This window comes from Flavobacterium gossypii (assembly GCF_014138495.1).
GTDB lineage: Bacteria > Bacteroidota > Bacteroidia > Flavobacteriales > Flavobacteriaceae > Flavobacterium > Flavobacterium endophyticum.
The window spans coordinates 226,000-249,862 of the sequence record NZ_JACJIS010000002.1; the positions used below are offsets into that span (position 1 = coordinate 226,000).

A 23,863-nucleotide genomic window follows, 5' to 3' on the forward strand; every position below is an offset into this window, starting at 1 on the left:
CATGTACTCTTTATAAAAGCCTGTTATTGGAAGTGAAACAAGTAGAAAATAAACCAACCAACTGGACCATCTGCCAGGAATGCCAAGGACGCGGCAAAAAAAGCCGAAGGCTGAGCAAGAAAGTCCGGCTGCAATACCAAATAGCCTCCGATCTATTTGAAAAAACCAATGGCGAAGGAACAGCTCCTGTCCGCCCTAAAGCTCCCCTATATTCTTGCTTGAATTGTTCCGGATCGGGATTGATTCCGGCTGCCTTTCCTCCTATAGCAGATAAAGAAAACTACCCACACATCGCCATTATTGGTGCCGGCATTGGAGGCGTGGCATTAGCAGTAGCCTGCCTGCACCGCGGAATTCCTTTTACGCTTTTCGAACGCGACAACAACTTTGCGGCCCGTTCTCAAGGCTACGGACTCACATTGCAGCAAGCCAGCAAAGCCATTGAAGGATTCGGTATTTTCTCGCTAGAAGAAGGCGTAATCTCTACAAGGCATCTGGTTCATACTACAGAAGGAAAAGTCATCGGCGAATGGGGAATCAGAAAATGGCTGTCCTCCGAAGCAAAGACTTCCCAAAAACGCACCAACATCCATATCGCAAGGCAATCCTTGCGTCTGGCACTATTAGAGCAGCTCGGCGGACAAGATGCCGTACAATGGGGACATCAATTAATCGATTTTAAGCAAGATGAAGATCAAGGCGTTACGCTAAACTTCCAAGTCGATGGAGAAATAAAAAGCTCCAAGGCAGACCTTTTAGTCGGAGCCGATGGTATCCGCAGTTCGGTGCGGAGGCTGCTGCTGGGCGAAGATATCGCCCCTTTGCGTTATCTGGACTGTATTGTGATATTGGGTATCTGTCCTTTAGAAGCTCTCGAAGACCCGACGAGTTCCCTGCTCGACTCGGCCACGGTATTTCAAACCGCCAATGGCAACGAGCGCATCTACATCATGCCGTATACCTCAGACTCCGTAATGTGGCAGTTAAGCTTCCCAATGTCCGAAGAAGAAGCCAAGGCATTAAGCGCACACGGACCTCAAGCCCTTAAAGAAGAAGCTTGTCGCAGAACGCAATGGCACGATCCCATCCCGCAAATTGTAGCGGCAACACTGGAAGCCCAGATTTCTGGCTATCCCGTATACGACCGTGAATTACTAGAGTCCGAATTACTAGAGAAAAAAGGTGCCGTGACCCTGATTGGAGATGCAGCACACCCGATGAGTCCGTTCAAAGGACAAGGAGCCAACCAAGCCCTGCTGGACGCGCTTACCTTAGCACGGGGAATCGCAAAAGGATGCAAGCCCTTATCGCAATGGAGAAAAGCAGGAATAAGAAAAAGCGTATTGACAGAATTTGAATCCGAAATGCTAGAACGCAGCGCTGTCAAAGTAAAAGATTCGGCAGATGCCGCACAGTTCCTACATTCCGAAATTGTGCTTCATGAAGGCGATGAGCCAAGAGGACGGTGCCTAAAGAAAAAAGACACCCAACAAAATAATTAAAGCCTATAAAATAAAAACTCTTTGCGGTTCTGCGCCTACGTAATCTTCGTTCGGATCTCGGCCATGTCTTTTTGTAGCTTCCTTACGACAGCTTCCAGCGGTTCGCCGCCCTCGTTCATCAGCTTGGCGTCATTGCGTCCGATATGCGCCACATATTCCCAGATCTCTATAATATCAGACAGCTTGACCTCATACGGATTATAAATCACATTATCCGGCTCTACCGTAAGCGAATCCTCATTTTTGCTGTTGAGCCTTTTGTACGTCATGCCCTCGCTGCGCGTAATCAGAATATAGGTCTTGTTTTTCTTTATCTCGCCAAGATTCTCCACATACTTCCCGATAATAAAACTCTTATCATCGTGCGGAGGCATCGAATCGCCGCCTACCGGAAACGCGCGGTGCTTGCCCGGCCCTAAAAAAGGCATCGTTATCTGCGGCAAGGCTTCAATAAATTCAGGATCGGCATAACCCGTCAGATACCCGGCGCGGGCTTTATACGGTACTATTTCAATCAGGTCTTCGCCATTAGCATCGACCATAATAGGTAGTATGATACGGTTATCATCCAGCTTAAGTAAGTCGTCGATACGGTACTTCCGTACGTCAACCGACAGCATAAGGTCGATACTGACGCCAAAATACCTTGCAATTTTTTTTAGTATCTCATACGGCGGCTCCACCTTCCCGCTTTCATACGGTTCGTACCTTCCGCGCTTGATATCAAGGCTTTCGGCCGTTTCTCTCTGGCTTTCTTTCCGGCTTTCTCGTAAGAATCTAAGATTATCTGAAAATAGCGACATTGTTAATGTTGTAAGTTACAACAGCAAAAATATATAATTTTGTAGAATATAACAACAATATACGCGCCATTCGACAAAGTTTTTAAAATGCTGGAAGTTGCCACAAAAAGAAAGCAATCCCAAAAACGAAAACACCATGATCAATGCTAGACGCTATATGAAAAACACCCAGTACGCCATAGTCGATATCGAAACCACTGGCGGCAACGCTGGCGGTAGCCGTATCACCGAAATCGCTATCATAATCCATGACGGTACGAGCGTCATTGACCGCTTTGAAACGCTCGTCAATCCGCAAAAGGAGATACCGCTTCCGATCTTTGCCCTGACCGGAATTACAAACGAGATGGTCTCCGGCGCTCCTATTTTCGATGACATTGCCGAAAGAGTAGCCGAACTGCTTACCGACCGCATCTTTGTAGCCCACAACGTCAACTTCGATTATTCCTTCGTAAGGCACCAGCTGGAAGAAGGAGGTATCAAATGGACAGCCCGAAAGCTTTGCACCGTGCGTGCCGCAAGAAAGATCCGGCCCGGATTGGCTTCTTACAGTCTCGGAAACCTCTGCCAGTCGTTAGACATCCCTGTAGAAAACAGGCACCGTGCCGGCGGCGATGCAGATGCTACCGCAATCTTGTTTTCCCGACTGCTGGAATGGGACAGCGAAGGCGATATAACAAAGATGGTAAAGAAAACCGCGCAAGACCAGCGCCTGCCTCCTAATTTGCCTCCTGCAGACTTTGAGCAATTGCCCGAAAAGCCAGGCGTCTATTATTTTTACAACCAAGCCAAAAAAGTAATCTATATAGGAAAGGCGGTCAACTTAAAAAAACGCGTCGCTTCCCATTTTAGCGGCCATAAGATTACGCCGCAGCGCCAGCATTTCTTGCGGGATATCCATAGCATTTCCTTTGAGGTTTGCGGTACCGAACTGATGGCCCTGCTTTTAGAGTGCAACGAAATCAAGACGCAATGGCCTGCCTACAACAGAGCCTTAAAACGATTCGAGCCTAAATACGGACTGTATCAATACGAGGCCCGCAACGGCTTTACGTATCTGGCCATCGGAAAGCTGAGCCGATTCCAAGCCTGCATTGAGTCATTCAATACGCTCCACGACGGCATACAATTGCTCCGCAGCCTTGCTGAGCAATTTGGCATCGATGCCCGATTCTGTAAATACGGCGTGGAAGCCGACGGCATCAGAAAAGCAGACCTTACGAACCTGCCCGATGCCATGAGCCACAACAGCCAGATCGAAAAGGCCGTCGCCTTTTTCTTAGACAGCAGGCGAAGCTTTGGAATCATCGATAAAGGAAGGACTCCGGAAGAACATAGCTGTATATGGGTCGAAAATGGACATTTTTACGGCATGGGATATATGGCTTCGGATATCACGCTTGCCCAACCTTCTGAAATAAAAGATTATGTGACCCATTACCGGAGCAACCAATACAGCATGCATCTGATTTATGCCTATGCCGAAAAGTATCCGGGCAAAGTCTTTCCCAAACAAAAGTGGGCTGAAAAAGTTTTAGAAGAACACCACTTGGATGGCGTTCATGAATGATCAAATCGTACATAACAAATGGACAATTATAACCTAACGCGTTTCCTCGACGCGCAAAATCAAGTATACCTGAAAGCGCTTTCAGAAATCAAGAACGGACAGAAAGAATCGCATTGGATGTGGTTCATCTTTCCGCAGCTAAAAAGCCTCGGTCGCAGCGAAACTTCAAAATTCTACGGCATCAACGATATAGATGAAGCCGCAGCCTATCTAGCCCACCCGATTCTAGGCCAGCATCTGGTACAGATAGCCACGGCCTTCTTGGAAATCGACGGAAAGACGGCGCAAGAGATTCTCGGCAATCCAGACGACCTAAAGCTGCGTTCCAGCATGACCCTTTTTGCGAATGTGCCAGACGCGCCTCCGGTATTTGAAAAGGTCATCGAAAAGTATTTCAACGGATTTCAGGACGAACTGACGTTGCAGGTATTCCTCAAAAACAAATTTCATGATGACCTTATTTGAAGATACCGAGCTCTTTATGTCCGGAAACCGCGGAACCAAAACATTTGACCTGCCCGATGCCGATGTCATGCTGATCGATACTTTTTTCACCAAAGAAGAGTCCGATTACTACTATACAACGCTGCTCGAACAGACGCGCTGGCATACTTACGAAATGCCGATGTATGAAAAAGTCGTAGCCGCTCCCCGACTGGTCTCTTGGTTTGAGGATAGCGTCAAAAAAAAGGATAAAGCGCCGACAATTTCCTTGACTCCAGACTTATGCGCGATCCGCCAGCGGGTAGAAACTGAAACCCAGATTAAATTCAATGCGGTCTTATTAAACTTGTATCGCGATGGCAATGACGGCGTATCTTGGCACAGCGACAAAACGGCTACGGTCAACAAGAACATGATTATTGCTTCCGTCACCTTTGGCGAGACGCGTATGTTCCGCCTGCGCCATAAATTCAGGAAAGAGCTGCAGCAAGTCGAAATTCCGCTGTATCACGGCTCCTTTTTGCTGATGGCAGGAACCACAAATAGCTTTTGGGAACACCAAGTACCGAAGACGGCTAGAAAAGTACTGCCGAGAATCAACCTAACGTTCCGGCAGGTGCATCGAGAAGAATAGCTAGAATCTTATATTGAACTTAACATAAGCTTCTAGCAATAAAACGTAACTTTAGGAGAACAAATCGAATAGATAGCAACCTTTAAAGTATACAACACCCATGAACTTAAGCAACAAAGCCATACTCGAACAAGCAAATGAAGCAGTCTCCAAAGGCGATAATGAAGGATTTTTATCATTCTGCACAGAAGATACCGAATGGACATTTGTAGGCGATCGTGTCCTGCGCGGCAAAGAAGCCGTCCGTCAGTATATGGCTGTGGAGTATCTCGAACCGCCGCAGTTTATGGTCGAAAGCCTGATTGCTGAAGGCGATTTCGTTATTGCCATCGGAAAAATCAACAGCAAGGATGAAAACGGGAAAATAGCCGCGTACGATTACTGCGATGTGTGGAGATTTGAAAACGGCAAGATGGCAGCATTAAAAGCTTTTGTGATAAAGACATAATTCTATGGTAAAAATCTTTTCGGATCCGAGCGGAATTCCTCCTACCTTAATCCTAAAAAAATAAAAAACCGCCTAAAATCACTTAGGCAGTTTTTAGTTTCCAGCGTTTTACTGCAAGTGGAAACGACAAAAGGCAGCCTCTTGCAGCTGCCCGTTTTTATTATTTCAGCGCATAGTTGATAAAACCTCCATCAACCAACAACTCCGCTCCTGTAATAAAGCTTGCCCCATCCGAAGCCAAGAACAGCACGGTGCTGGCCACCTCATCAGGATGTCCTAATCGCTGCAATGCTGTAGCTGATGCCAGATGTCCTTTTGCTTCTTCAGGCACGGCCTTGTCTAGTCCAGGCGTTGCGATCGGTCCGGGGCTTACCATATTCACGCGTATTTTTCGTTCTGCCAATTCGTTTGCGGCAATTTGCGCAATTTTGTTGATCGCTCCTTTCGTAGCCGAATACGCGCTGGTTCCTAATCCGGCCGCCGTTGCTACGGTGGAAGAAGTAAACAGTACAGAAGCTCCTTCTGCCAAATGCGGAAGCAATTTTTGCAGCGTGAAGAAATGCCCTTTCACGTTGGTATTGAATTGGGCATCAAAATCAGCCTCGGTAACTTGCTCGATGGGTGCAAATACGGCAATGCCTGCGTTTAAGAAAAGAACATCTAGCTTGTTTCCGGTTGCGGCAACCACTTTCTCTAAGGCGGCAATACCTTCCAAATTAGAAGTATCAGAAACTACAGTCTTCAAGTTCGGACTGTTGATTTCTTCGGCAGATTTTTGCAGGTTCTCTGCATTCCTGCTTGTAATCCAAACGTTGGCTCCTGCCTTGATAAATGCTTTTGCTGTTGCTAATCCTATGCCTGTGCTGCCGCCTGTAATGACGACGTTTTTATTTGTAAAATCCATTGTAAAAAAAATTAAATATTAAAGTACAAAGGTAGCGCGGCTAAATGTATTTCCGTAACTTTGTAACGAAAAGTAACAGTAACATTAAAGTAACCAAGTAACTTATGCCGGAAAACGTTTGCTCTATAGAACATAAAAAAGAAATCATGGCGGTTCACGATGCAATGGACGTGCTTCATGGAAAATGGAAGATATCCATCATCTCTTCCGTCTGCTATTACAACAAAAGAAGATTCTCTGACATCTTAAACGACGTAAAAGGGATATCCAACAGAATGCTAAGCAAAGAATTAAAGGAACTGGAGATGAATAAGCTCCTAACACGCGAGGTTTTAGATACGCAGCCGATAACCGTTCAGTACCAACTAACCGAATACGGCAAGACCTTGCAGACTATCATCGACCATCTTGCTGAGTGGGGATTGGAACACCGAAAAGTAATTATCGGTAAATAAAAAGCAGTCAAGAAAAGCAGCCATACTGCTAGAAAAGGCAGTAAATACGACAACAAACTACCGGTTCTCTATAGAAAATAGATCTTTCTGGATAGCACTTACTGCAACCCTACATAACATCAGTTGCGTTCTGCACAGCATTAGGCAGGTTCTGTATAACATCGGTTAGGAGTCTGTATAGAAAAAAAAGACTTCTGTATTATATCACCCCCTGTTCTGCATTACTTCAGTTGCATTCTGCATTACATCAATAGTGTTCTGCATAGCGTCTGTCATATTCTGCCATAAAAAAATGTTTTCTATACAGCAATTATAAAATTCTTATCAGAAAAAACCTTATGCAATACAGCACCTCTAGTATGTGATACAGACCGCTACGGATGCAGGTCAGAACGGGACAGAAGCAGACACGCATTTCACACGTGCTACCCTATAGCAATCTTTTCCAGTTCTAGCTGTCTGGTTTTTACAAAAGCAGCATTGGCGGTTCCCCACGCATCTATCTGGGTCAGCAGCGGAATAATAGTTTTTCCGAATGACGTGACCTCGTATTCTGATTTTTTGGGATACACTTCTTCCGCACATTTTTCGACTACGCCGTAGGATAGCAGTTCTGCCAGCTGCATTTCAATGACGCGTCGTGACGCAATCCGAATGTCTTTTTGGATGTCGGTCGGTCGGGTGATGCCTCGGTTGATGGCATCGAGAATACAGAGCTTCCACTTGCCGCCGAATATCTTAAAGGCAACACGGATGCCGCAGTCTAAATCTTCTTCAATCTTATTGATATACATCGTTCTTTTTTTACTGCAAAATACGCCAAATAAATTAAAAATCCGCGACGTCCTGCCTACCGAATCTTTTTTCGGTTATTGCACAGGAGCTAGATTGTCAGGAATTTTGTACTGTAAAACAGCATTTAGTGTAACCCTTACGACATACGATAGAACATGGCAACTACCAAGCTTTTAAAATTAGAAAAAACAGATCTCGGACCCTTATTTATATGGGTCCTTATTATCTTCTTGACCTGGCTCTTTATGCACGGCGCCGATCACTTTCTTTTGCTGACACCCGAAGCGCTCGGAAAGTACTTTAAGCTGAAATGGGTGCTTATCGCCCACATCACGGCGGGTGGCGGTGCGCTTGTATTGGGATTCGTTCAATTTTGGCCCAAGCTCCGGAATTTTAGCTGGAAACTGCACCGTATCATCGGGTTTTTATACCTGCTGGCGATTCTCTTGAGCAGCAGCTGTGCGGTCATCTTGGCGTTTACGACCGCTTATGAAATAAACTGGGCGTATGCTTTTTCGCTGCAGGTTTGGGTAACCGTCTGGATAAGCGCTACGGCCATCGCCTATTATGCGATCATCAAAAGAAACGTCAACCTTCACAAAGAATGGATGGTCAGGAGCTATATCGTGACCCTTGCCTTTATCATTTCCGGATTGGCGATAAAAATACCGTATGTGCAGAACCTGGGCAGCTTTGCAGACATTTCGCCTTCATTTTTTTGGATGGGATGGTCGGTACCTCTGTACGTCTATCAGATCGTGCTTAGCAGCAAAAAGAAGAAATAAGCAGTTCCGTACAGCAAAAAATAAAGAGGCCGAGTGCCTCTTTTCTTTTGTCTCCTTCTTCCTGTTGAATCAAATATTTCTTACTAAAAACAAAATTGTTGGATAAAAAAATTTACCTTTAGCACTCCTAGACAACCGTCTTGACCTATTACACCACCATTAAAACTTAACGATCATGAATGCTTCAACTTCAGGAAATTCTAGAAAACAAACTCCCCTAGAACCCTTACAGATTTCTCAAATCAATTTTGAAAGCCTTGCTATAATAGGCATCACTAAGCCTTCTGAGCTTCTGACTCCCTTGGTATCTTCTGAGACTGAATTTAATAACAGCCGTGCGGTACGCCTTACTATCCGTATTGCGATTTTCATCCCTAAAACGCTATTGGGAAAAGCGCCTATCGAGCTGTACCAAGATTCAAATACGGAGGAACCGAACGAACTCAAGCTGGTCGTAAAATACGACAGCGCCGAAGAAGAACCGAAAGAATACCATGCATGGTATGTCAGCTATACCCATGACATCAAGGAAGGCGAAGAAGCAATAAAACAGATCCGGACTGTTGTCGAGAATCTCCATTTTAAAGATGCCAATCCAAAAACGTCCAGAGGTACTGTAACTCACGTATTGCAAAGCTAAAGAACACAGATAAAACGTCTGCAGATGTTTTTGTCGCCAACAGCAACACCCCAATGGTATCCAGAATTAAATTTGCCGCTTTTTCGCTCTTCTTTTTTCTTGCTTTTCCTCTTTTCGCGCAAGAAGCGCCCAACAGCGCCCTAGATTCGGCCATTAAGAAAAAGGCGCTTGACCATAAGAACAAGACTGCTTTTTATAAGGCGCAGGCTTTTTTCTTAGAGAAAAACTGGGATTCTACTTTGGTGTATTCCATGAAACAGCTGGCTGCAGAAAAGAATCCAGAGATTATCGATTATTGCCATTATTTCAGGGCTTTCAGCTTTAAAAGCAAGCGGCTGCTGCAAGAAGCACGCAAAGAATTCGCCCAAATTTCCAAAAACTTTCAATTTTATTATAAGGTCAGGCTCTATCTGGGCGAGATTGCTCTGGAAGAAAATGACTATGAAGGCGCCGTACGCTATTTTAAGGAAATCGAAAAGCTTCCCGAAACAGGAACGTATGATTTCAAACGGGGCGTGGTCTATCATAACCTCGGGCTCTGCTACCTGCACCTGAAAAAGTTTGAAGAAGCCGATGCGTACCTGTCAAAAGGCTTTAAGGTATTGCAGGCCGAAAAAGATACGGTATCGCTTATCGGGTCGTATATGAACATTGCCAACTTGTATTATGAGCAGTATAAAGACGACCTGGCTATTCCGTATTTTGAAAAGGCGTATCACTTGTCCAAGAAGATAAAGGACGTGGAACTAAAGCAGAATACGGCCCTCAATATGGCCGTGGTAGCAGAAAACAGCAAAAACTTTCCGCAGGCCTTGGTCTACCGGAAAGAGTACGAAAGCTGGCGGGATTCGCTGAACGACCAGAACAAAGTATGGGCGATAGCCGAATTGGAAAAGAAATTTACCGTGAGGCAAAAGGAAAAGGAAATCAACATATTGGAAGCCGAGAACAAGCTGAAGATTGCGGAAAGAAACGGATTTTTCTATTCGTCGGTACTGCTGCTTGTGCTGTTTGGCACGGGAATCTATTTCTACAGGCAGAAGATCAAAAGCAGCAAGATCATCCTTTCGCAGAAAATGAAGCTGGACGAGCTGAATGCGGCAAAAGACCAGCTTTTCTCTATTGTCAGCCATGACCTGCGCTCGTCGGTAAACGCATTGAAGACCAGCAATGCAAAGCTGCTGGAAAGCCTTGAAAACAAAAACTTCTCAGAACTCGACACCCTGCTGCAAAACAACAGCGCCATTGCCAACGGCTCGTATAACCTGCTGGACAATCTGCTGCATTGGGCACTGTTGCAGACCAAACAATTGTATTTCCATACGGAATCGGTACATTTGTTTTCGATCGTGCAGCAGATGGAATTGAATTACAGGCCGCTGATGCAGGACAAAGGCATCCGATTTGAGAATCTGGTTCCGAAAGGACTGTATGCGCAAGCCGATCTGAATTCGCTAAAAATAATCCTGAGGAACTTGATGGATAACGCGATCAAGTTCTCGAATGAAAACGGACAGATTGTTATTCATGGCAATGCTTCGGAAGCCTATTGTATCTTGACCGTAGAAGATTTTGGTTTGGGAATGAGCCCAGAAATACAGCAGGAATTGCTTGACGACAGCAGCCTGGTTGCTAAAAAGGGCCACACGGAAAAAATCGGTACCGGACTCGGAATGCAATTGTGCAAATCGATGGTACAGAAAAACGGCGGGAAACTGCGGATTGAAAGCATCGAAAATCAAGGAACCAAAATAAGTATCGAATTGTTAAAGACCCAAAGAAATGAATAAGGTAAGCGTGCTGATTATTGAGGATACTCCGGCAGAAAGCGAGGCGCTCGTAAAAGTGCTTACGGAAAACAACTATGCTATTGCCGGCGTTGCGACTACGTTTAGCGAAGCCTTGGCATTGTTTTATAAGGAAACGGTCGACATCGTGATTATTGACGTCTTCTTGAACGGCTCGCCCGACGGGATTACTTTTGCGGAAACCATCAGCATTACTCCAGATATCTCCCGGCCTTTTGTTTTCTTGACGAGTTCTAACGACCGACAGGTTTTTGAGAGAGCCAAGCTTACCCGTCCGTTCAGCTTCTTGCTCAAGCCTTTCAACGAGCTGGAAATCTTGTATGCGGTTGAAATGGCAGTCGAAAAGTTTTATGAGCAGACCAATGTATTCCTTAGCGAAGACCAGGATACGGTGCTGAGCGTCGATTCGCTGTTCATCAAAAAGAAGAATTCCCTCAAGAAAGTGCTGATTGACGATATCGTTTATATTGAGGTGGAAGAACGGTACTGCAATATCATCACAGAGCATGAAAAGTTCGTCATCATGATTTCGCTGACTAAGATCAGCGAGCTTTTGGAAAAGAACAAATTTGTCAAGACCCACCGGAATTATATCGTGAACGCGAGCAAGATCGAAGAAATCGTGCTGCACGACAATCTCGTCATCTTAAAAGGCAACCACAAGGTCACCCTGGGCGAAAAGCACAAAGATTTTATCAAGAAATTGAACATATTAAAATAAGGCGCTGCCTTCTTCTCTCCTGACTCTTTCATTACCATGAAAGAGTTTTTTTATTCCTGCTATTTTCATGCATGGTTTTTTGTTTGCCCATGTCAATTTTTTTCGGACTCGTGTCATTTCTTCCCAAAAGGCCTGCCTAGCCCAGTAATTTTAGTTCAGAATACAAAAGAAAGCTAGCATCATTTGTTTCTGGGCTTATTTAAAGATCCCCCTTCCTATCAACCTACATGTGTTTACATGATTTACTCCACCGATATAGGACTTTATTTAGGTAAGCCATCATTGCACAGGGCGGAAGCCGAAAAACCCTAAAAATGAGTAGGCAACCAATAAACTATAACATGGCAAAATTAGCAAACGTAGAAGAAGGTGCCGTATACGAAGGATACGACAACTTATTCGCATCAGAATGGTGTACGCCATCCTTTTTAGGGTGTAGCGTATGTGTAGCGGCCAGCGCCGTTAAAGGTCAGGTAACACTGACTATCGGATTAAAGACTCCTTTTGGAAATGTAAGCAAAAGCTTCAGCTTCAACACAAACGTAAGCTATACGTGGCAGCCTTTTAGCAGATTCAAAATTACCGTGAGCATCACTAACTTTAACGAAGCTGGTGGTGTTTTTAGTTTTGACCTAGGGCTAAATCCATGTGTCGATATTCCTTTTGTAGGATGGAAATGTTTCAACTACAGCCATCACTTTAGCGTGCCGTTGGCGCTTAATGGTATCGAGAACAATATCGACGATACGCAGTTTGCAAGCATCATAGCATTGCATGCTGGAAATGCGTTCGATTCTTCTTGCGGTTGTGATGATAAAGGGTCTTCTTTATTGCAAGGCGACATCTACAACAACTTCTTAAGAAGCCAAGGAGCAGCAGGTTTCCCTACTATTCCGATCACACAGTGTCTGCCGATTCCTACAGTGCAGTGTATTCCTACGGTTACCTCTTGCGTAACAGGAATTTCGCCAATCTGCAGCGCTCAGCAAGATGCTAGCAACTTAGGAGCCGGATTCCCGACAATTCCGATCACGCAATGTCTGCCGATTCCTACTGTTCAGTGTATCCCAACCGTTACCTCTTGCGTAACAGGGATTTCGCCAATCTGCAGCGCTCAGCAAGAGGCTAACGTTGGTGCTGGATTTCCGACAATTCCGATTACGCAGTGTTTTCCTATTCCTACTGTAAAATGTATCCCAACCGTTACATCTTGCGTGACAGGAGTATCGCCTATCTGTCTTGCGCAGCAAGATGCTAACGCAGGCGCTGGATTTCCGACAATTCCGATTACACAGTGTCTTCCGATTCCTACTGTAAAATGTATCCCAACCGTTACATCTTGCGTAACAGGGATATCTCCTATCTGTCTTGCGCAGCAAGAAGGAAACGCAGGCGCTGGATTTCCGACAATTCCGATCACGCAGTGTCTTCCGATTCCTACTGTAAAATGTATTCCAACCATTACATCTTGCGTAACAGGAATATCGCCTATCTGTCTTGCGCAACAAGGAGGTAATAATGTAGGCGCTGGATTTCCGACAATTCCGGTAACACAGTGTTTTCCTATTCCTACTGTAAAATGTATCCCAACCGTTACATCTTGCATCACAGGAATATCGCCTATCTGTAGCGCACAGCAAGGAGGAAACAACTTAGGAGCTGGTATCATCCCTACGGAAACACCATTCCTATGTCCTCCAACATTGCCAGTATCATGTGCTCCAACGTTGCCGACATCTTGTTTTCCGACATTGACACCAACTTGTTTCCCACGTCCTACCCAACCTGTTCTATGTCCTCCGACAGCTACAGGTCCGTGCAACACAAGCCCAGTGATCTGTCGTTATACAAACCAAGGCGGTTCTGAAGGCGTAAATGCAGCAGCGGTTCCGACCTTGCCTGTAGACCAATGTGTACCTACGGTATCATGTATTCCTACTATATCTTGTATTCCAACTGTTTCTTGTACAGGAATACCATTTATCTGTTAAGAATGTTCTTTTTTATAGCCCGCAAGCGTAAATCTTGCGGGTTATTCTTATCAACCCTTAAAAAATGCCTACCATGCAATTAGTTCCAGAAAACGTATACCATTACCTGCGCAAACGGCAGCTCATTGATGAAGCCGCCGCTGTCAAAGGTCATTTTATGATACATCCTGTAGCGACCCGAAATACCATCTTGAAGGTAATCGTAGAACCTCATAATTCGCTTTTTGTCAAACAGACAGGGAATGATACTGTTGCCAAGAGCCTCTTCTTGAGAGAAGTGAGTGCCTACCAATTGTTTAAGAATGCCAAAGAATTTGCGCCTGTAGCTGCTATTGCCGCACCGCTCCTAGATTATGATGATGAGAACAACATCATGGTTTCTGAACTGCTATACAATGCAAGAAACCTTTCTGAGCACTATATGCTCACTCAAAACTTCGACGTATCTCTTGCCCAAGGGCAAGCTATTATATTGGCCGACTGCCATATCATGCCCAATGCCGGAACCGACGTATCTGCTTTTCCGAAACTGCTGCCGTGGGTACTGCAGCTCGACCGCCACAATGCCGATGCTTTTTTTGCAAACAGCGAGGCCAGCGCATCCGTCATACAGCTCATCAAAGACAACACCCTGCTGTTAAATGCTTTGAAAGAACTGGCTTCTTCATGGCAGTGTACGCACCTCATCCATGGCGATATCAAATGGATTAATTTCCTTGCGGTAGAAGGCGAAAACGGATTGAGCCAAAGGCTGATCGATTGGGAACTGGCCGATATCGGCGACCCGATGTGGGACGTTGCCGGTCTTGTGCAATCGTATGTCACGGCTTGGCTTCTGGGATTTGACAATGGCAATCCGCACAGCACGGAATTGCCAGAATACATGAAGCTTTATGAAATCAAGAACATGCAACCTTCTGCCCGCGCTTTTATCTATCAATACCTAGAATCGAAGGGCTATCCCGAATCAGAGCATGCTGCTTTTTTTACAAGGCTGATGCAGTTTACCGCTGCCCGAATCATACAGACCAGCGTAGAAGGCATTACTTTCAACAGCAAGGTCGAAGCCAATAACATGCGCTGCATACAGCTTGCCTTTAATATCATGAAAGATCCGTTGGCAGCGTTGGACGAATTGTTTAACATAAAACTGTACCACTATGTTTGAGGATAAGGCTGTTCTTAAAGAACTCGTCAGGCTTGCCAGCCAATTAGAAATCTATGCTACGCATCTTGTATTCAAAGGGAAGCGCTATGAAACGGCACCTCAGGCTGCTGCGCCGCTGCTCACCAGCTTATTGTATTCTGAATGTTATGCCTTAAAAGAGCGCTATCAGATAGGAATGGCTGCCATGCCGCAACATTTTGCTGAGGATACGACGCATTTTATCAATCTGCTTTCACAGAACAACCATAGCAAAGACAGGATAGAACCAGGCTGGACCATCAAAAACAATTATTCAAATGGACATGTCGAGGTTACAAGGCATACCGAAAGCCATATTGTTCCTTATAGTGCTTTGAGAGATTTGCCTTCCGGAACTTCGGCAAGCATCGGGCAGACCGTAACGGTATTTTTTCCGAAAGAAGACCGGAACCGTCAGCCTACCTTTTATTACATCTTTAGCAATACAGGAATGGACATTTCCCAAAACCTGACCCGTATTTATTGGAACTGTACCAGCGAAGGCGCTCCGGTATTGATTGATGCAATTACGAAAAAGCTGAATTACTACGGCATTCCGTTTCTTTTCAAATGCCTTAACCATGCCACCCTCTATTTCCGCCGCGATGCCGCGGTGTTGTATGTGGAAGATATACTGATGCCGTTGCTCCAGCTGCTGTTGCCCGACATCTGCGAGACGATGGCGCCGTATCTGGAAGAAGACGTACCTCTTTTCTCGTATGCTTATCGAAAAGGAGTCGGCATAGCCGAAAGTCCAAATACGCAGGAAAGCTTTGGCATGAACCGGATAGCTATCGTGGCGGAGGTACTGCTGCAGGTGTTTCCGAAAAACCTGACTCCGGAAGAAACCGTTCAAGAAATTGCCGCGGCCTTTCTCCAAAAAGGAATCAGCCCTAAGGCGACTTTCTTAAACAAAGGATCGAGAATCACATTTAACTAAAAGACAGCACACATGAACCCAATCGATAAAAATACTTTTCTTGATACTGCCTGGAACATCGGCTGCCAGCTTATCAAGACCAGCATATGGCATGGCGACTCTTGCAACTGGCAAGGCTATTCCATCGAGGCTTTAAACGGACAATACCAAGGCGTCTGGAAAGCTTTTGGCTCCGACATTTATTCCGGAACGGCCGGCATCGCACTTTTCTTGACCGCTTTATATAAAGAAAAAAAGGATGTTATCTTGCTCAAGATCATCGGAGGCGCTGTCGAGCAGATGAAGTCGACCATGTACCAAGCGCCTGAGCATGGCTTCTATGCCGGAAAACCGGGCATAGCCGCAGCATTGATTAAAATCGGCACAGAACTGGACCGCAAGGATTGGATCGAGGACGGCATCGCTCTTTTGCAGACCGTATCTTCTTCTTCGCTCCAATCGTATGAAATTGATGTCATAAGCGGCGCAGCAGGAACGATACCAGTGCTTTTAGAAGCGCATGAAGAATTCCAAAAGAAAGAATTTCTAGACAAGGCGGTGGCATTAGGGCATCTATTGTGCGATGCTGCCATACAAAATGGCGAGGCCTGGTCTTGGGCCACGGTTCCGTCACAAAAAAACCTGACGGGCTTCTCGCACGGATCGTCGGGCATAGCGCTGGCCTTGCTACAGCTGTACGAAGCTACAAAAGAGAAACGGTTTTTGGCAGGTGCCGAAGGAGGCTTTACTTACGAAAGGCACTCTTTTGATGCTTCGCAGCAGAACTGGCCTGATTTCAGGGACGGGGTATCGACACCTACAGCAAAGGTCTGCGGCTTGGCTTGGTGCCACGGAGCGCCTGGCATTGCTCTTTCTAGGCTAAAGGCGAATCAGGTAAAAGCGGATGCTGTCTTTACGCAAGAAATGGAGGCCGCCTTGACAACCACTACGTCTAGCGTCTACCGTGTGCTTACCGACAACTTGAACAATACGAATTATTCTTTATGCCACGGAATCGCGGGCAATGCGGAAATTTTGCTGGATTGCGGCGGTACGGAATACCACCAGCTTGCGGAAGCAGTAGGAACTGCGGGCATCCAGAAATACCAAAACAATAGGATTTCATGGCCTACTGGCTTGAATACGGGACAGTATACACCGGGACTGATGATGGGAATCGCTGGAACGGGTTACTTTTATCTTCGACTGTTTAATAAAAACCGACATCCATCTTTATTGCTTCCGGGGTTGTATAATTGATTAACAGCCTCTTTTTTCCCCCAAGCTTTAAGCAGCAATGCCTCTCGATGGAGAGGCATTGTTTTTTTATAATTTCTTGATGTAGCTTCCGTACAGGTCGTTGAACTGGTAGCCTTTGATGATTCGGTCCTTGCTGAGCTTGTTGTATTCGACCAAGCCCCAGAGCACGAATTCTTTCATGAAATAGGTATCTTCGGGCGCCACATCGGGCTGGTATTTGGCAATCAAGGCTCTAAGTGGGATGATGGAATCCAATTGCTGTTTGTATTCGGCATCGGGCGCATCGTCTAGCAGCTCAAAGCCGCTTTCGTTGAAGAACCAGTCTATTATTTCTTTGTAAGGGCTTTTGTCTTCTTGTCTTTCTAGCTTTTCTATCTTAGGGAAATAAAGCGGGAAAAACGTCTTGATGGCATCGCCTATCAGATGTTGTGCTACTACTCCTGCTCCTTCTTGCTCGCCTTCGTAGACCAATTCTACTTTTCCGGTAATTGCAGGTATGATGCCCATAAAGTCGGCCAAGCGCAGCGTTGTTTTTTCTGCTCCTGCTTTAAGAGCGCGTCGTTCGGCAGTACTTAACAGGTTTTCAAAGGCAGTAATGCTCAAACGGGCACTGACACCGCTTTTGTTATCAATAAATTCGCTTTCACGTGCTTCAAAGCTGATCTGCTCTAGCAAGTCTTTGGCTATTGACGGAACGTGGATGAGATCGCTCTGGCGGCTGTCAAGATTGGATTCTTGTTCGGTAATCGTTCTCGCAATCTCGATGGTTTCTGGATAGTGCGTAAGTATCTGCGAGCCGATCCTATCTTTCAAAGGCGTCACGATGCTGCCTCTGTTGGTATAGTCTTCTGGGTTGGCCGTAAACACAAACTGCATGTCGAGGGCAAGACGTAATTTGAATCCGCGAATCTGGATATCGCCTTCTTGCAGGATATTGAACAGTGCTACTTGGATTCGGGCTTGCAAATCGGGCAATTCGTTGATGACAAAGATGCAGCGATTGGCTCTTGGTATCATTCCGAAATGGATTACTCGGTCATCGGCATACGAAAGCTTTAGGTTGGCGGCTTTGATCGGGTCTACATCGCCAATCAGGTCGGCAACGGTAACGTCTGGCGTGGCCAGCTTTTCAAAAAAGCGTTCGTCTCTGTGGATCCATGCAATCGGAGTATTATCTCCTTCTGCTGCAATCAGGTCTTTGGCAAATCGCGAGATAGGCTTCAGCGGATCGTCGTTGATTTCTGAGCCTGCCACAATAGGCATCCATTCGTCGAGCAGGGTAATCATAAGGCGCGCCAGTCGGGTCTTGGCTTGACCGCGCAATCCCAAAAGGTTGATGTTGTGTCGTGAAAGTATGGCTCTTTCGAGTTCGGGTATTACGGAATCTTCGTAACCGTGTACGCCATGGAAAACGGTTTCTCCTTTGCTCATTTTCTGGCGAAGGTTGTCGCGCAGTTCGTCTTTGATGCTTTTGGATTCATAGCCGGATTTTTTTAATTCTCCGAGGGTTTTTATAGTTGCTGCTTTCATTGTATCCTGTATTGTTTGCTTAAAAGCGGGCCTCCTTTGGCCTGCTTATTTTATTCTTTTTTTTCTGTTGGTTTCGTAATCTTCAAAAATCATTTCTCCTAATCCTTTCAGTCCGGTATAAAACGCTTTTCCTTGGTTCGCTTCGGTAAACTGGTTGACAAACTGCTGCAGATAGGGATCGTTCGCAATCATAAACGTGGTAATCGGAATGTGGAGTTTTCGGGCCTGCTGCGCCATCGTATAGCATTTGTCTACGATGTATTCGTCGAGTCCGTTGCTGTTCATGTAATACGAGCCGTCGCGTTCGCGAACACAGCTCGGCTTTCCGTCGGTAATCATAAAGATCTGCTTGTTGGTATTGCGCTTCCGGCGTAATAAGTCCATGGCCAGCTCTAATCCGGCTACCGTGTTGGTATGGTACGGTCCGACCTTGAGATAAGGCAAGTCTTTGATGGCAATCGGCCAGGCATCATTGCCAAAAACGAGAATATCCAATGTGTCTTTTGGATAGCGTGTCGTGATAAGCTCTGCTAATGCCATGGCTACTTTTTTGGCGGGCGTAATACGGTCTTCGCCATACAGCACCATGCTATGGCTGATGTCGATCATCAGTACCGTGCTCATCTGTGCTTTGAATTGGGAATCTTCGACCACCAAATCGTCTTCGGTCAGCTTAAAGCTGTCGATACCGTTATTAATCTGGGCATTTTTAAGACTTTCGGTCAGCGAAATGCGTTCGAGGCTGTCGCCAAAGTGGAATTCTCGGAATTCTCCTGTATGTTCGTCCCCGCTGCCGGAATATTTGGTCTTATGGTTGCCCGAACCGCTTCGCTTAAGGTTGCCGAAAATCTGGTCTAGGGCTTGCTGGCGTATGGCTCTTTCTGTTTTTGCCGTGATGGCAAGTCCGCCAGAACCGTCGTCTTTAATTTCTTCTCGTATAAATCCTTTCTTTTTTAGGTCTTCGATGAAATCATCGATAGTGTAGTTTGAATCGGTCAGTTTGTATTCTTTGTCTAGTTCGCGAAGCCAGTCTATGGCCTCGTCCAAATCGCCTGAAGTGTGCGTAATCAATTCTTTGAAAATCTCGAAGAGCTTATCAAACGGAGACAAATTTGGAGCTTCGTATTGCTTGAATAGAAAGCCTTTTCTTTTGTTAGTTTCCATAGAGGATAAAATTAATGCTTAATGGAATGTGTTGGCTTGAAACAGGTATTAATTTTTAGTTAAAATGAAATTGTGGGGAATTTTGAATTTCAAATTTCAAATTTCTTATTGGTTATTGTATATTCATTAAACAGTATTTGATTTGGATTATTGTTTATTTGACTTCCTTTAAAGCTAATTTGATTAGGTTTATTGTTAATTGAATTACTCTTATTGTGAATTGGATTTCCTTTAAAGCGAATTTGATTATGCTTATTGTGAATTGAGTTACTCTTATTGTGAATTAGATTTCTTTTAAAGCTAATTTGATTGTGCTTATTGTTAATTGAATTACTCTTATTGTTTGTGTATTGGTTTGTAAAGTTAGCTACCCAGTTTGTATTGTCAGTTGCATAATTCAAACTATTGAAATCGGTCTTGGCTTTTTAAAGCGTTGCTATTTGAGAATGTTGAGAAGTATTTTGCGTAAATTTTTATTCCAGTAGGATTTGGAATAGCTTTGTGGCAAATTTTATAGCGTATGACAGATTATTTTCACGACCAAGCCTATTCTGATGAGGTCTATACGGAAGATGCTTTTAACTTGAGAGAATTTGAGGCGTGTACTTTTACGGGTTGTGATTTTACGCGCTGCAACTTTATCGGCGTGGCGTTTACGGATTGTACTTTTATCAACTGCGATTTTAGTGGTGCCCGAATCAACCATGTGGCTTTTCGAGGCGTGAGTTTTATCGACTGTCAGGTATTGGACGTGAATTTTTCGATGTGCGACAAGCTGATTTTTGAGATTCATTTCAAAGATTGCACTCTTGATTTTGCCAAGTTTTATGACCTCAAGATGAAAGGCACTACGTTCACGAACTGCAGCATGATTGCGCTTGACTTTATGAATACAGACCTGACGAATGTGCTGTTTGACAACTGCAACCTGCACAAGTCGGTTTTTAATAATACAACGGCTATCAAGGCTAATTTTACGACGAGTTATAATTTCTCTATCGATCCGGAGAAAAACAAAATCAAAAAAGCCAGCTTTTCATTAGCTGGCTTGAAAGGTTTGCTGGATAAGCACGAATTGGTCATTCGCGGCTGATTATCCGTGTATGGTTTCGCTTTTTCCGTAATTTTCAATGATGGAGGCTTCAAACTCTAGCCATTCTCTCCAGCGTTTCTCGACATCGATTCCGTGGCCGTATTTTCGGGCATAGGTAATAAATGTGGTGTAGTGTCCGGCTTCGCTTTCCATCAGCTCCCAATAGAATTTGGATAGTTCTTCGTCTTTGATGTTTTCTGAAAGGACTTTAAAACGTTCACAGCTTCTGGCTTCGATCATGGCAGAGAAGAGCATTCTTTCTACGAATCCTGAGACACGGCTTCCTGTATTGCTGCGTTTCATGTATTGTGCCAGCTCTCCTACGTATTCGTCTTTGCGCTCCCGGCCTAACGTGAGTCCTCTTTTTTTGATGATGTTATGTACCATCTCAAAATGCTCGATTTCTTCTTTTGCCAACGCCAGCATGTCAGTTACCAAGTCTGGATATTCTGAATTGATGGTAATAATCGTGATTGCATTGGAAGCGGCTTTCTGTTCGCACCACGCGTGGTCTGTCAGGATTTCTTCAATGTTTTTCTCAACAATATTTACCCATCTTGGGTCGGTCGGCAATTTTAGGCGCAGCATAGACATAGTAACTGTTTTAGGTTGCAAATTTAGGGATTTGTTTTGAATTGTCTTAAGGTTCTGAGGTACTAAGGTGTTGAGGTGTTAAGGTTACTTTTGATTATAAACGCTAAAAGGAGCTTCGGCTTGGCCTTGCTCCTTTTAACTACTGAACTCAAATTGCTAATTCTTGACTCTGTTCTGCTCGCTTTCTGAGCCTGTGCTTTCGTGTTCTTCTCTGGTCTTGAAAGATTTCCCAAAGCTATAGGTGAAGGTCAGGGCCGCAAAACGGGTATCTCCTTTGTTTTTATAATTGGCATCGGTGAGCTTGAGGTTGTTGATGGTTCCTGTGTTGATATTGGTATAAAAGATATCATTGACAGCGAACTTTAGGCTGCCCTTTCCTTGCAGTATCTTTTTTTGGACGCCTAAGTTTACGGCTCCTCGTGCTCCTACTGTGAATTGTGCGGATTCGATTTTTGAGGTGTACCTGCCGCTTATTTCTCCCGACCAGCCGTCTTTAAACTTCAGGCGGTTTAGTACAGAAACAAACCAGAAAACTCCTTGCGTATCGAGATTTTCTGTATACAGCTGGCTTTTATAATTAGTATATACTAATTCTGAATAGACGTTTGTAGACAGCCAGTCGTTTATAGTCAGGTCTGAATTGAAGTTGATGCTGAGCGCTTCGCTCTTGCCGATATTTCCGGGACGGCTGTAATAGATTCCGTCGTTGATTTCGATCGTCTCGTTGATTTCGTCTTTAGAATTCATGTAAGCAAGCGTGGTCGAAAACAGGCTTTTATAATTATACGAGAGCTCGACATTGTGCGAAAACGAAGGATTCAGATATGGGTTTCCAGAATAGTAGGTAAACTTATCCAACGGACTCAGGAACGGATTCAGATCTTGAAAATAGGGACGATTGATTCTTTTGCCGTAGGAAACCACCATCTGGTTGTTGCCCACAGAATCTAGCTTATACGACAGAAAGAGCGTCGGAAAAAGATTGGTATAGTCTTTCTTGAATCGTGATGCAGGCTTGACGATATTGCCCAGCTGATTTCCTTTTGAGATTGTAGTCTCGAGCCTCCATCCTGTCTGGAACGAAAAGCGCTTGAAGTTTTGACTGTAATTAATATAGAGGGCATTGATTGTTTCGTCGTATTTGAAATGGTTACTGCTGTCGTAATTAGGAACAGGAATATTATCCATGACATCGGCGTAGTCGGCGATATTGTCGGTTTTTGAATAGCTGATCTTGTAGCCCGCTTCAAGCTTACCTTGATTTTTAAAAGGATGCGTATAATCGGACTTAAAGGTATAGATGCTAATATTCGACGGCAAATGGCCTCTCAACTCGTCTTGTTCTGAAAGCGTATTATCGGGCTGATAGATGTAATTCTTAAAATTCTGGTCGATCTCGTTTTCATATTTTATATAATCGGCATCCATCGTGATTTTCCTTCCGATGGTATCAAATTCATGACGGAAATTTAGGTTGACTCCTGCATTCTTGAATTTGTTGTCTTCTCTATTGTCGGCTATAATAGTAGAATCTAAAACACTAGAGGCATTCGTAAGGCTGCTTTTGCCAGATTTTTTTTCTTTGCCGGATTTGAGCAACCCGATGAGGCTCATTCCGAAAGTCGATTTTTCAGAGACATAATAGTCCATCCCAATCTTAGCATTGCCCGTAGTGACCTTATTTCTCATAATAGTATTCTGGTCGAAAAGGCTTTTGGTGCTTCCATCTTCGTTTTTATATCTCCTAAAAATATCGAGATCGTTGACAAATTTTTGATTGGCATAGTTTACATTCCCGAAAAGACGGATCTTATTGTCGGTGTAATTAAGATTCAGTCCATCTCGATAATGGGTTCTTTTTCCTTGGGAAATTCGAGAGGTCACGCTTCCGTTAAAACCTCTGGCCTTGCTTTTTTTGGTCTTGATATTGATTACGCCAGCGCTTCCGGCAGCATCATACTGTGCGGGAGGATTGGTCATGATTTCGATCTGATCTAGCGTGCTGGCAGGCAGTGATTTTAGGTAGACTTCCAAATCGGCTCCAGATAAATAGGTCGGCTTGTCGTCTATAAAAACCATGACGCCGGATTTTCCTTTAAGCTTGATGGTTCCGTTTTCTTCCACGATAATTCCGGGAGATTTTTCAAGGACTTCCATCGCATCTGCTCCTGCATTTGAGATCATGGCATCGACATTAACTACCGTACGGTCTATCTTTCTTTCGACAAAGTTTTTTTGTTTTTGGATGACGACTTCGTTAAGCGTATTGGCTTCTGAAGGCTGCAGGTTGATTTCTCCTAGAGAAACGGATTCTTGGGCGACTGCAATTGACTGGCTTTCGTATTTGGTATAGCCAAGATATTCAATGGAAATCTTATAGTTGTTTTGCTTGAGGCTGGAAAATTCAAAGCTTCCGTCTTGGCCAGAGAATTGTGTCTTGACCAGCGAGTTGTCTTCTGCCAAAAGAAGCGACACTACTGTCGCTTCAAGTGGGCCATGGCCCGTTCCTATAATTTTTCCAATGATTTTCCCAGACGATTGGGCTCCGGCAATTCCGGAATAGAGCAGCAAGAGGCTGGCCAGTTTTTTTAGCATTTTGATTGATTGATTTGATGAT

General features: G+C 44.6%; 22 protein-coding genes. 15 read left to right on the forward strand and 7 right to left on the reverse strand.

Annotated features, from left to right (window positions below):
- The first annotated feature begins 32 nt into the window (after positions 1 to 32).
- Positions 33 to 1,502, forward strand: a complete 1,470-nt coding sequence (locus GGR22_RS10960; protein ID WP_182493698.1) for an FAD-dependent oxidoreductase — start codon at positions 33 to 35, stop codon at positions 1,500 to 1,502.
- 35 nt (positions 1,503 to 1,537) lie between these two features.
- Here the strand turns inward: GGR22_RS10960 and GGR22_RS10965 are convergent, their stop codons facing one another.
- Positions 1,538 to 2,305: an XRE family transcriptional regulator gene (locus GGR22_RS10965; protein ID WP_121376481.1), complete on the reverse strand. Its 768-nt coding sequence runs from the start codon at positions 2,303 to 2,305 to the stop codon at positions 1,538 to 1,540.
- 157 nt (positions 2,306 to 2,462) lie between these two features.
- On the opposite strand from GGR22_RS10965, the gene GGR22_RS10970 reads away from it, so the two are divergent.
- The 4 genes from GGR22_RS10970 (at position 2,463) to GGR22_RS10985 (ending at position 5,401) form a co-directional block, all read left to right on the forward strand.
- Positions 2,463 to 3,875 (forward strand): exonuclease domain-containing protein, encoded by a 1,413-nt coding sequence (locus GGR22_RS10970; RefSeq protein ID WP_182494016.1) that lies wholly within the window; start codon positions 2,463 to 2,465, stop codon positions 3,873 to 3,875.
- A gap of 18 nt (positions 3,876 to 3,893) precedes the next feature.
- Positions 3,894 to 4,340 carry a DUF1810 domain-containing protein gene (locus tag GGR22_RS10975; RefSeq protein ID WP_182493699.1) on the forward strand — a complete coding sequence of 149 codons (447 nt, stop codon included), beginning with the start codon at positions 3,894 to 3,896 and terminating at the stop codon, positions 4,338 to 4,340.
- Entirely contained in the window at positions 4,324 to 4,953 is a 630-nt protein-coding gene (locus tag GGR22_RS10980) for an alpha-ketoglutarate-dependent dioxygenase AlkB family protein (RefSeq protein ID WP_317169789.1), read from the forward strand. Before GGR22_RS10975 ends, GGR22_RS10980 begins: the two co-directional genes overlap by 17 nt.
- 100 nt (positions 4,954 to 5,053) lie before the next feature.
- Positions 5,054 to 5,401: a nuclear transport factor 2 family protein gene (locus GGR22_RS10985; RefSeq protein WP_182493700.1), complete on the forward strand. Its 348-nt coding sequence runs from the start codon at positions 5,054 to 5,056 to the stop codon at positions 5,399 to 5,401.
- Positions 5,402 to 5,561: 160 nt separating this feature from the next.
- Here GGR22_RS10985 and GGR22_RS10990 read toward each other — a convergent pair whose 3' ends face one another.
- Positions 5,562 to 6,305: an SDR family NAD(P)-dependent oxidoreductase gene (locus GGR22_RS10990; RefSeq protein WP_182493701.1), complete on the reverse strand. Its 744-nt coding sequence runs from the start codon at positions 6,303 to 6,305 to the stop codon at positions 5,562 to 5,564.
- Between the two features lie 104 nt (positions 6,306 to 6,409).
- Between GGR22_RS10990 and GGR22_RS10995 the strand changes: the two genes are divergently transcribed.
- Entirely contained in the window at positions 6,410 to 6,760 is a 351-nt protein-coding gene (locus GGR22_RS10995) for a winged helix-turn-helix transcriptional regulator (RefSeq protein ID WP_182493702.1), read from the forward strand.
- A gap of 425 nt (positions 6,761 to 7,185) precedes the next feature.
- On the opposite strand, the gene GGR22_RS11000 is transcribed toward GGR22_RS10995, so the two are convergent.
- Positions 7,186 to 7,554 carry a winged helix-turn-helix transcriptional regulator gene (locus GGR22_RS11000; RefSeq protein ID WP_182493703.1) on the reverse strand — a complete coding sequence of 123 codons (369 nt, stop codon included), beginning with the start codon at positions 7,552 to 7,554 and terminating at the stop codon, positions 7,186 to 7,188.
- A gap of 156 nt (positions 7,555 to 7,710) precedes the next feature.
- Between GGR22_RS11000 and GGR22_RS11005 the strand changes: the two genes are divergently transcribed.
- From GGR22_RS11005 to GGR22_RS11040, 8 genes are all read left to right on the forward strand, one after another.
- Positions 7,711 to 8,340, forward strand: coding sequence for a DUF2306 domain-containing protein (locus tag GGR22_RS11005; RefSeq protein ID WP_182493704.1), 630 nt, complete (start codon positions 7,711 to 7,713; stop codon positions 8,338 to 8,340).
- Positions 8,341 to 8,515: 175 nt separating this feature from the next.
- Positions 8,516 to 8,980 carry a hypothetical protein gene (locus GGR22_RS11010; RefSeq protein WP_182493705.1) on the forward strand — a complete coding sequence of 155 codons (465 nt, stop codon included), beginning with the start codon at positions 8,516 to 8,518 and terminating at the stop codon, positions 8,978 to 8,980.
- A 53-nt stretch (positions 8,981 to 9,033) separates the two neighbouring features.
- On the forward strand, positions 9,034 to 10,770 hold the full coding sequence (locus tag GGR22_RS11015) for a tetratricopeptide repeat-containing sensor histidine kinase (protein WP_182493706.1): 1,737 nt from the start codon (positions 9,034 to 9,036) through the stop codon (positions 10,768 to 10,770).
- Positions 10,763 to 11,509, forward strand: a complete 747-nt coding sequence (locus GGR22_RS11020; RefSeq protein ID WP_121376491.1) for a LytR/AlgR family response regulator transcription factor — start codon at positions 10,763 to 10,765, stop codon at positions 11,507 to 11,509. The genes GGR22_RS11015 and GGR22_RS11020 overlap by 8 nt, the downstream gene beginning before the upstream one ends.
- Before the next feature lie 341 nt (positions 11,510 to 11,850).
- Positions 11,851 to 13,500, forward strand: coding sequence for a hypothetical protein (locus GGR22_RS11025; RefSeq protein WP_182493707.1), 1,650 nt, complete (start codon positions 11,851 to 11,853; stop codon positions 13,498 to 13,500).
- 73 nt (positions 13,501 to 13,573) lie between these two features.
- A complete protein-coding gene (locus GGR22_RS11030; protein WP_182493708.1) occupies positions 13,574 to 14,668 on the forward strand; it encodes a phosphotransferase family protein in 1,095 nt (364 codons plus the stop codon).
- A complete protein-coding gene (locus GGR22_RS11035) occupies positions 14,661 to 15,626 on the forward strand; it encodes a T3SS effector HopA1 family protein (RefSeq protein ID WP_182493709.1) in 966 nt (321 codons plus the stop codon). The genes GGR22_RS11030 and GGR22_RS11035 overlap by 8 nt, the downstream gene beginning before the upstream one ends.
- 12 nt (positions 15,627 to 15,638) lie before the next feature.
- Positions 15,639 to 16,865, forward strand: a complete 1,227-nt coding sequence (locus GGR22_RS11040; RefSeq protein ID WP_182493710.1) for a lanthionine synthetase LanC family protein — start codon at positions 15,639 to 15,641, stop codon at positions 16,863 to 16,865.
- A gap of 66 nt (positions 16,866 to 16,931) precedes the next feature.
- On the opposite strand, the gene GGR22_RS11045 is transcribed toward GGR22_RS11040, so the two are convergent.
- The gene (locus GGR22_RS11045) at positions 16,932 to 18,395 is read right to left on the reverse strand and encodes an AAA family ATPase (protein ID WP_182493711.1); all 1,464 of its coding nucleotides are present in this window, start codon (positions 18,393 to 18,395) and stop codon (positions 16,932 to 16,934) included.
- 45 nt (positions 18,396 to 18,440) lie between these two features.
- Positions 18,441 to 19,559 (reverse strand): vWA domain-containing protein, encoded by a 1,119-nt coding sequence (locus tag GGR22_RS11050; protein WP_182493712.1) that lies wholly within the window; start codon positions 19,557 to 19,559, stop codon positions 18,441 to 18,443.
- 520 nt (positions 19,560 to 20,079) lie between these two features.
- Here GGR22_RS11050 and GGR22_RS11055 point away from each other — a divergent pair.
- Complete coding sequence (locus GGR22_RS11055; protein ID WP_182493713.1) at positions 20,080 to 20,652, forward strand: pentapeptide repeat-containing protein; 573 nt, start codon at positions 20,080 to 20,082, stop codon at positions 20,650 to 20,652.
- On the opposite strand, the gene miaE is transcribed toward GGR22_RS11055, so the two are convergent.
- Both miaE and GGR22_RS11065 read right to left on the reverse strand, forming a co-directional pair.
- Positions 20,653 to 21,240, reverse strand: coding sequence for a tRNA-(ms[2]io[6]A)-hydroxylase (gene miaE / locus GGR22_RS11060; protein ID WP_170148787.1), 588 nt, complete (start codon positions 21,238 to 21,240; stop codon positions 20,653 to 20,655).
- Between the two features lie 162 nt (positions 21,241 to 21,402).
- Positions 21,403 to 23,841 (reverse strand): TonB-dependent receptor, encoded by a 2,439-nt coding sequence (locus GGR22_RS11065; RefSeq protein ID WP_182493714.1) that lies wholly within the window; start codon positions 23,839 to 23,841, stop codon positions 21,403 to 21,405.
- Positions 23,842 to 23,863: the final 22 nt, after the last annotated feature.